This is a genomic window from Pseudomonas sp. SIMBA_067, from assembly GCF_046534675.1.
In the GTDB taxonomy this organism is placed as follows: Bacteria; Pseudomonadota; Gammaproteobacteria; order Pseudomonadales; family Pseudomonadaceae; genus Aquipseudomonas; species Aquipseudomonas putida.
This window is the reverse complement of the sequence record NZ_JAWRYH010001097.1, coordinates 1-246: the sequence shown is the minus strand read 5'-3', so window position 1 is coordinate 246 and position 246 is coordinate 1. Positions and strand designations below refer to the sequence as shown.

Genomic DNA, 246 nt, shown 5'->3' with positions numbered 1-246 from the left:
AGTTTTTTTCATATCGTTGAAATAGTAAATTAGCCCCGTTGAAAGGGTGAATTACAGGTAAGTAAACATGCTGTTCAATGCTCCATAATTCATTAATTAACAATGAAGTATCTAATTCGCCATCATTGCTTAAATAAAGCGCGATATGGCTTTTTTTGGCCGAGTTCATGCTTTTTAAATATTGAATAAAATTCACTTTAAGCGAGTGGGCCGCTATTTCTTGCTGGTTTTTTGATAGTTTATTAC

The 246-nt window shown here is 32.9% G+C and carries 1 protein-coding gene; it reads right to left on the bottom strand.

From position 1 onward, the window contains the following. A partial coding sequence (locus tag SB765_RS32660; RefSeq protein ID WP_410932897.1) for a 5-formyltetrahydrofolate cyclo-ligase occupies positions 1–246 on the bottom strand: 246 nt, incomplete at both ends.